Origin of the sequence: Emticicia sp. TH156 (assembly GCF_002855535.1) — a bacterium.
Classification (GTDB): Bacteria; Bacteroidota; Bacteroidia; order Cytophagales; family Spirosomataceae; genus Emticicia; species Emticicia fluvialis.
Genome location: NZ_PKRS01000004.1, coordinates 418,012 through 424,712, shown reverse-complemented (window position 1 = coordinate 424,712; position 6,701 = coordinate 418,012). Strand labels below are relative to the sequence as shown.

At 40.9% G+C, this 6,701-nt stretch carries 7 protein-coding genes; 2 read left to right on the top strand and 5 right to left on the bottom strand.

Annotated features, from left to right (window positions below; translation table 11 throughout):
* Positions 1 to 71: 71 nt before the first annotated feature.
* Positions 72 to 1,742, top strand: a complete 1,671-nt coding sequence (locus C0V77_RS10365; RefSeq protein ID WP_101726269.1) for a hypothetical protein — start codon at positions 72 to 74, stop codon at positions 1,740 to 1,742.
* Positions 1,743 to 1,820: 78 nt separating this feature from the next.
* On the opposite strand, the gene C0V77_RS10360 is transcribed toward C0V77_RS10365, so the two are convergent.
* From C0V77_RS10360 to C0V77_RS10345, 3 genes are all read right to left on the bottom strand, one after another.
* Positions 1,821 to 2,867, bottom strand: a complete 1,047-nt coding sequence (locus C0V77_RS10360) for a VWA domain-containing protein (RefSeq protein ID WP_101726268.1) — start codon at positions 2,865 to 2,867, stop codon at positions 1,821 to 1,823.
* Between the two features lie 530 nt (positions 2,868 to 3,397).
* The gene (locus tag C0V77_RS10350) at positions 3,398 to 3,895 is read right to left on the bottom strand and encodes an SgcJ/EcaC family oxidoreductase (protein ID WP_101726266.1); all 498 of its coding nucleotides are present in this window, start codon (positions 3,893 to 3,895) and stop codon (positions 3,398 to 3,400) included.
* A 73-nt stretch (positions 3,896 to 3,968) separates the two neighbouring features.
* Positions 3,969 to 4,799 carry an AraC family transcriptional regulator gene (locus C0V77_RS10345; RefSeq protein ID WP_101726265.1) on the bottom strand — a complete coding sequence of 277 codons (831 nt, stop codon included), beginning with the start codon at positions 4,797 to 4,799 and terminating at the stop codon, positions 3,969 to 3,971.
* 132 nt (positions 4,800 to 4,931) lie between these two features.
* Between C0V77_RS10345 and C0V77_RS10340 the strand changes: the two genes are divergently transcribed.
* On the top strand, positions 4,932 to 5,417 hold the full coding sequence (locus C0V77_RS10340) for a hypothetical protein (protein WP_143706061.1): 486 nt from the start codon (positions 4,932 to 4,934) through the stop codon (positions 5,415 to 5,417).
* A 297-nt stretch (positions 5,418 to 5,714) separates the two neighbouring features.
* Here C0V77_RS10340 and C0V77_RS22935 read toward each other — a convergent pair whose 3' ends face one another.
* Together C0V77_RS22935 and C0V77_RS10330 are read right to left on the bottom strand one after the other, a co-directional pair.
* On the bottom strand, positions 5,715 to 6,092 hold the full coding sequence (locus tag C0V77_RS22935) for a hypothetical protein (RefSeq protein ID WP_143706060.1): 378 nt from the start codon (positions 6,090 to 6,092) through the stop codon (positions 5,715 to 5,717).
* Positions 6,093 to 6,286: 194 nt separating this feature from the next.
* A complete protein-coding gene (locus tag C0V77_RS10330) occupies positions 6,287 to 6,568 on the bottom strand; it encodes a hypothetical protein (RefSeq protein WP_101726262.1) in 282 nt (93 codons plus the stop codon).
* Positions 6,569 to 6,701: the final 133 nt, after the last annotated feature.

The following is a 6,701-nucleotide window of genomic DNA, read 5'->3' as shown; positions in this document are numbered from 1 at the left end:
ATCAGCATCGTAACTACGACGACTCATCAGCTTTTTTGAATCTCCCATGTTTGCAAAATTTATGCAAATAAGTGTGCCGATTTAATGAACCATCTCAATTCTGGGATATTTGGAATGAGTATAAAAATGGAGAAGATATTTGGAAAGTAGATTTTAAAGGACTTTTGGATAGTGAAATTTTGGAAGAATGTATCCAGAACTTTCAAGACGGCATGTTATCAAAAGATGGTTTATGGTATATAATTAATATTACCCGGAGGTCAAATCACGAATGGTCAGAACAACTAAGAATTAACTTGAATAAAATTTCTAATGACTATTTCGTATATGATGAATCAATTAATTGGGAGGAAAAAAGATTAAGTAGCTTAAGGAAAGATATTGAATTACTTCTTAATAATGACCAATTTAAGAATTCTGTATTAAGCGTATTTGATAGATTAGAAAAGGATAAGTTAAAGAAAGAAGATTTTCTTGCAGATAGGCAAAATTGGCTTAATCAGGATAACTATATTATTGAATATACTTTAAGAAATGGCTTCTCAGAAAAAAATCAGGAGATATCAAAATCACAAATATTAGAATGGATTAATAATAAAGATGAGTGGATGAGATATACAATTAAGCAACTTCATAGATTATTAAATTCAGATATCGACTTTTCTCAAAACGCAATTGAATATGTTCAAGGATGGTGTAATGAAAATCGTAGTAATTTGAAATTCAAAACAGCTATTACTGAGTCAGGTGATTCTACTTGGTCAGTCACTATTTTAGAAATGTGCTATGCCGATTTTTTCCTGAATTTGGAAGTTTATGTTCCGGAAGAGTTACTGTTAGACATGCTGAGCTTTATTGTGGTAAGAGACAGTTTTCAGAAGTCGAAAGGCAACAAAGATGAAATAACATTTATTGAAAAGATAGCAGCAACTATCGGTTTTGATAAAGCCAAGAATCAAATTTTAGAAAATTTGCAAAATGAATCTCAACCTGTAATTGTTACAGATATGCAGGTTCAATGGTGTACTAAATTCAATTGTATTGAAGCTATTCCATTAATAAAAAGTATTCTAGAAAACAAGCATAGTAAGAAATCCTATTATCTGGAAAATATATTCAAGAATTACTTAAAGTTAGGAGGCAAAGTGGTTGAACTTAGTTTCATTTTTAATGTATTTGATTCTGGTAATGAATTTCATTGGAGTTTGTTGGAGCAAATGGTGAAGGTGGACATTATGAAGCGTAGAGTAGGTGAGACAATACTAAAAATTAAAAAGAGTGAGTCGCTTCATAGAGCGTCTATAATGTTAATTGAAGCAAATTTTATCGAGGGGCTTGAATGGTATGCTAATTGGCTCAAATCTCTTGAAGATTTCAGAAGTCATAGAAATGATTTTATAATACCATTAAAGGGGATAGACTTATTACCCGTTGATAGGTCAATTGTAATTTTTGTCGATTTAATAAAATTTGTCTTAAACAATAAAATATACGAAAGGGATAGGTTTGAACCTATCAATATTCTATTTAATTCATTAAAATTAATTGCTCTCAAATCAGATGAAATCTTTTTTGAAGTTTTTCAGAAGTTGAATTCCATTGATATCTCAGAAATTGATGAGATTAATACTTCAATTTTTAAAGACCGTGTATTTTCACTCGAAAGAGAATATTACCTACAAAAAACAGACTACAAAAATATAAGAGAAATAAAACCAGTTTTAGAAAGGGTGTTTGCTTAATTAACGCGATTCCCTCAAAACAAAAATCCCCCAGACTTTCATCTGAGGGATTCATATAATCAAATCTAAATTTTGGCATCAATAACAATTACTAGTGAGACCGGTGGCGTCAAAAGTAGTGGCGTAGGTGCCTTTTTTTGCGTCGTACTGTACTACCAGCACCAGTTGTACTTTGCCGGCTCGCTTGGGCGAGCAGTATTCAAACAGGTAGTAGCTGTTGGCTTCGCCGCGTACGATGCGGGCCAGCTCTACAAATTTGGCTTCCAGCTCGTTTTTGTTCTGGGGGAAAACCGCTCCGTTTTTGCCTATGGCCGTCAATACGGTTTTGTCAATTTCAGTACCCAGGCCAATGGTAAACATTGAAATCTTCTGGTTGGCTCCTTCTACTTTGTTGATTGCCGCCTGCTTGCTGTAACGCGCGGCCTGGTCGGTGCCGTCGGTGAAAATCACTATCGAAAAGGCTGATATATAACTTTCTTTCTGCAGGTCTTTCAGGCGTTGTTCGGCTTTGTCGACCGACTTGATAACGGCTCCGTAGAGGTCGGTCGAGGGGTCGTTCGTGATACCGGCATTGATGTTCTGCACGGCATTGATGAGCTTGTTTTTGTCTGACGTAAAGTCAACCAGGGTGTTCAGCTTGTCTTCGCCGTCAAACCACGACACACCCACCAGATACGAGTTGTCGCCGTTGCTGGTGATAATATTATTGATAAAACTGGTGGTTGAGCTTTTCAGCTGCGACAACGTGCTGCTGGTTACGCTGGCGCTGAGGTCTAGTACGATGAGGGTGTTGTGGCGGAATTTCTGCGGACTGGGCGAAAACTGCTTGTTGGCCTCGCTCTCTGATATAGGGTTGGGGCAGTCGTCGTTGGGGCCTTTTTCGTAAACCTTAAAGTTGCCGGTGGTAAGGCCGGAAACCGGCAGATACTTGTTGAAGTTTTCGTCTACCTTGAGTATCATGCTTAGCTTGCTGCTGCCGGGTATAATTTTCGGCTCTTGCACAACGCTGATTTTCAGGTCGCTGTATGATATATTGGGGCAGTTGTTTTCAATGCTGCTTCCGCAGGAATTAAAAAACAATACAATCAGCATCAGCGTTACGTTTAAAAATGTCTTACGGGTCATGTTATATATGGATTTTTTAAAGTACTTGCACGTTTGGGGCTGCAAATTAACCAATCATTCAGTTTACCATCTGCATTTGTAACGAAAAAAAATCCCGAATCTGATTCAACGTGCACAAAAATCATTTTTTACAGCAGCGCAGGTTGGGTTTCGTATAGGCCAGCTGTTATTTCGGCAGGTGGGTACAGGCTTGCTATTAATGTTTTTTTAATTGGTTTTGTGGGCCTGATTGAATAAGTTTGAAAAACAATAGCGTAGAAATGCGCCATCTGAGGCAAAATGCAAGCCCCGCAGGGGTTAAAATATAGATGTGGCGTAAGACCAGCCACCCGGCAAAAATCTTAATAAACGTATGCTTATTAGGGCTGTTCCATAGGACAGTTAAATTGTTAATTGTTTGATTAAGGAAATACCTCTGCTGATGGCGGAGGTATTTTTAGTTTAAACGGTATTAAACGTAAAGCCCGGCATTGCGATATAACTTACGCAACAACCAGGCTAAAACTACGATTTTATTAAATCTAGTTCTTCTACCGCCTCAGCTTATTAACCGGATTGCTTTTTTGGGCGGCCTCGTTTACTACCACATTCTGCCCGGCGGTTAGCAGCCATTTGCCATTCTTTTTTACATACAGCAGCATCAGCAGGTTTTGTGCTTTGGGGTAAACCGTGCCTGAAGGGCTTTTATACGCTCCTATGGTTTTGTAAACCCGGGCCAGTATCACATCAGGGGTTATCACACGGGTTTTCACGCTGTCCAGCTTCAGGGTTACGTCTCTGAACATCCCTTTATGAAAAACCTCATGCGCATATTCAACCTCCTGTCGGTTATGCCACCACATACCTACAATATTCACCCAATCGCAGTCTTCGGTGGCATAGGTGGGCATATCGCTGTAATCGTGGCGATTCCAGCTGTTAATAATGGCCTCCACCTGTTTTTCAACGGCGGCCTGGTCTTGAGTTTTGGTCTGAGCTGCGAGGGTGCCGGGCAGCCATAAGCCCAGCATTAAAATCATGTATTTCATTGTTTGCCTTATGTTTGGTTGCTGGCAAAACTATACACTGCGGCAGGGCATAAATAGTACAAATCCGACACTGTCAGCCGGGCAGGCGGTTTTTCAGCAAAAAAGGGGTTTGCCTGAACTCCTCTTCTATCATGCGCGGCGACACCCCGCAGAAAGCCTTGAAGTCGCGGATGAGGTGCATCTGGTCAAAATACCCGCATTGGTGGGCAATGGTGGTCCAGTTCAGGTATTGTTGGTTTTCTTTCAGCACCCAGGCGTTGGCAAAGCGGGTAAGGCGTGCAAAAAACTTGGGCCCCAGCCCCACGCGCTGCATAAACTGCCTTTCCAGCTGGCGCGTGCTGACACAGGCCAGGTGCGCCATGGTATCAACGTTCATCAGCCCTCCCTGCCTGATGAGCAGCGGCAAGGCGCGGTCTATCGGTAGTGCGGGCCGCAGCAGCCTCACTTTCTGAAGCAGAAATTGTTCTACCAGCGCAATGGCATCTGCTGCCTCGGGCGTTTCGGCCAGTTGGTCGGCCAGCGAGCCGGTGTAGGCATCCAATACGTAGGCACTATCGAGCGACTCATCCATCGGAAACTCACTCATCGGAATCCCCAGCAGCCTGTAAAGTCCACCAGGTTGAAAACCCACCTTTACTGTGTAGTTCGACTGCCGCATGTGTAGCCTGATGCGCGTTGCCTGCGGCCCCACTACAATGCTGCGGGGCAGGTTGACGGATTTTTGCAGATGGGGGTATTCGCCCACAGGCGCGCCAAACGGATAAAAATACAGGCATTGCTCGGGCAGCGGCGGGAACGACAAAACCGGTGCTGGCACAGAGCCGGGGAGCTGGAGCCTGAAAACCATGATATTGTTCACAAAAGCCCGAAGGGCAGGGTGAGGCTGATGGTAAATGTGTATCATGGCTGATTGACAGGTTGGTACGGCAAACGCAGAGCAATATATTAAAAAAATTAACAGCTTAAAGCGGTATTATGAGTTTTATCATTGATTTTGATGGCGGCGGGGCATAATTTGTGGCCTATGTATTACCTGATGAAGAAATACCTGCTCAACTGTGTGCTGTTCCTGCTGCCTGTGATGCTATGGGACGGCCTCTTTACCAGCCGACTACCGGCGGCTTTTCAGCCCGGTGTTTTCCGGAGCCATATTCCCGTCTGGTTGCAAAATGCCGAAAACGCTACAAGAATACTGGTATTTGCACTACCCTTGTTCATGCCGCTGCCCATCAGTAAGCTAAACCAGAAGGCCGGTTTTAAAGTCTATCTGGCAGGGCTGGCACTCTATTTTGCAGCTTGGATAGCCCAGATTGATTACCCCCAAAGCCCCTGGAGCCAAAGCCTGTGGGGTTTCATGGCTCCGGCCTACACGCCCATTATCTGGCTCGCAGGCATAGCCCTCATGGCCGATTCATTCTATTGCAAGCTGCCTTACCGTCGGGTTTATTACCTGTCTGTTTCAGCCGTTTTCGTTGTGCTGCATTGCTGGCATACCTGGTTGGTTTGGGAGAGGGTGGGGTAAGTGCATTACCAATCTAACTAATTTCAGAATAATTCCTTGTAATTTTCATGGGTGCTATGTAAAATATGTGCAGAGGTATCAGCAGAGTCTCCCGTGCGTGCTGGCCTTGTGAAATGCGAGGGGACTCTGCGTTGGATAAATTGGTTAAATCATATCAATCCAATAAAACCAAAAATGCGTTCAGAGAACGCCTGACCCACCGACTAAATTTAGATATTCAGCCGAAGAGGGGGGCATATCCTGTCCTGAAATACATTATAACCCTAAGAAATAATGGACAGTTAGCCCGATACTGGATTATTTACTTCTCTTAAATATATACTTTTTAGCCAACTGCGCGTTAGGCTTTATCCATTTACCATTGACTAGTTCTTCATTGCTAATAGGAAATAATTCATTATCACCAAGATGATATTTCAATCTTGCATATTCTGGTTTACCTTCGCGAGACTCATCTTTCACGGAAATTGTTACTACGTTTTTAGAGATATCAAAAGTACTCTTGAAAGTATAATTCATTTGACAACTATAGTGTGTTACACGATTATTACTTTCAAATTTTAATGTGTCTGTACATCTATCATCGATGGTGCATATCCAAACGGAATTAGTCAGGTCAGGACTAGCGCAACTTGCTGTTAAAAAAAATAAAATAGAGATTAAAAGTGCTTTCATGAATTGTTTAATGGTAAAATTGGTATTTGAAAATTAATTGATGGTCTTTACTAAAATCTTGTTTAGATCAATATCCAGTTGCGATTTCAAGGTATTCGATAAATTACCTATATATTCTTTAAATCCTTGGCCTTGCAAAAAGCGAGGAGCCTCTGCTTGCGGTGGGTGGAATTAATTTACTCTATTATAGTATATTATTTTTTCAAAAAAGCATAGATACTGTGAAAGATATCTTGTAATTCCGTACCCATTACTTTTGGATTATTTCCATAGCTTAAACCAATATCTAAATAGGTCTTTATTAAATATTTTTGCTCTTGATTTGTTGATAAAATAGATCCTAAATACTTTTGTTCCCCTATCTGGAGAATTAAATCTACAATAACAGCTCCGTGAACATATCTAACAGCATCATTAAATTCTAATAATGATAATTTTTTAATTGAATCTATATCTCCCGATAAAGCAGATTCCAATAATTCACAATAATCTATTCACTGATCTTTAGCTACTTTACTTAATAATTCACTAACTTCTATACCGGCAACAACGCATTTATTAGTACAGGAATTTATAAATATTTGTAGACTTATAAAGGTAATTGTCTTT

What these genes read in the sequence shown, in the direction of transcription:
- C0V77_RS10360 (WP_101726268.1), bottom strand. Translation starts at nt 2,867, where the DNA reads ATGACCCGTAAGACATTTTTAAACGTAACGCTGATGCTGATTGTATTG.
- C0V77_RS10350 (WP_101726266.1), bottom strand. Translation starts at nt 3,895, where the DNA reads ATGAAATACATGATTTTAATGCTGGGCTTATGGCTGCCCGGCACCCTC.
- C0V77_RS10345 (WP_101726265.1), bottom strand. Translation starts at nt 4,799, where the DNA reads ATGATACACATTTACCATCAGCCTCACCCTGCCCTTCGGGCTTTTGTG.
- C0V77_RS10340 (WP_143706061.1), top strand. Translation starts at nt 4,932, where the DNA reads ATGAAGAAATACCTGCTCAACTGTGTGCTGTTCCTGCTGCCTGTGATG.
- C0V77_RS22935 (WP_143706060.1), bottom strand. Translation starts at nt 6,092, where the DNA reads ATGAAAGCACTTTTAATCTCTATTTTATTTTTTTTAACAGCAAGTTGC.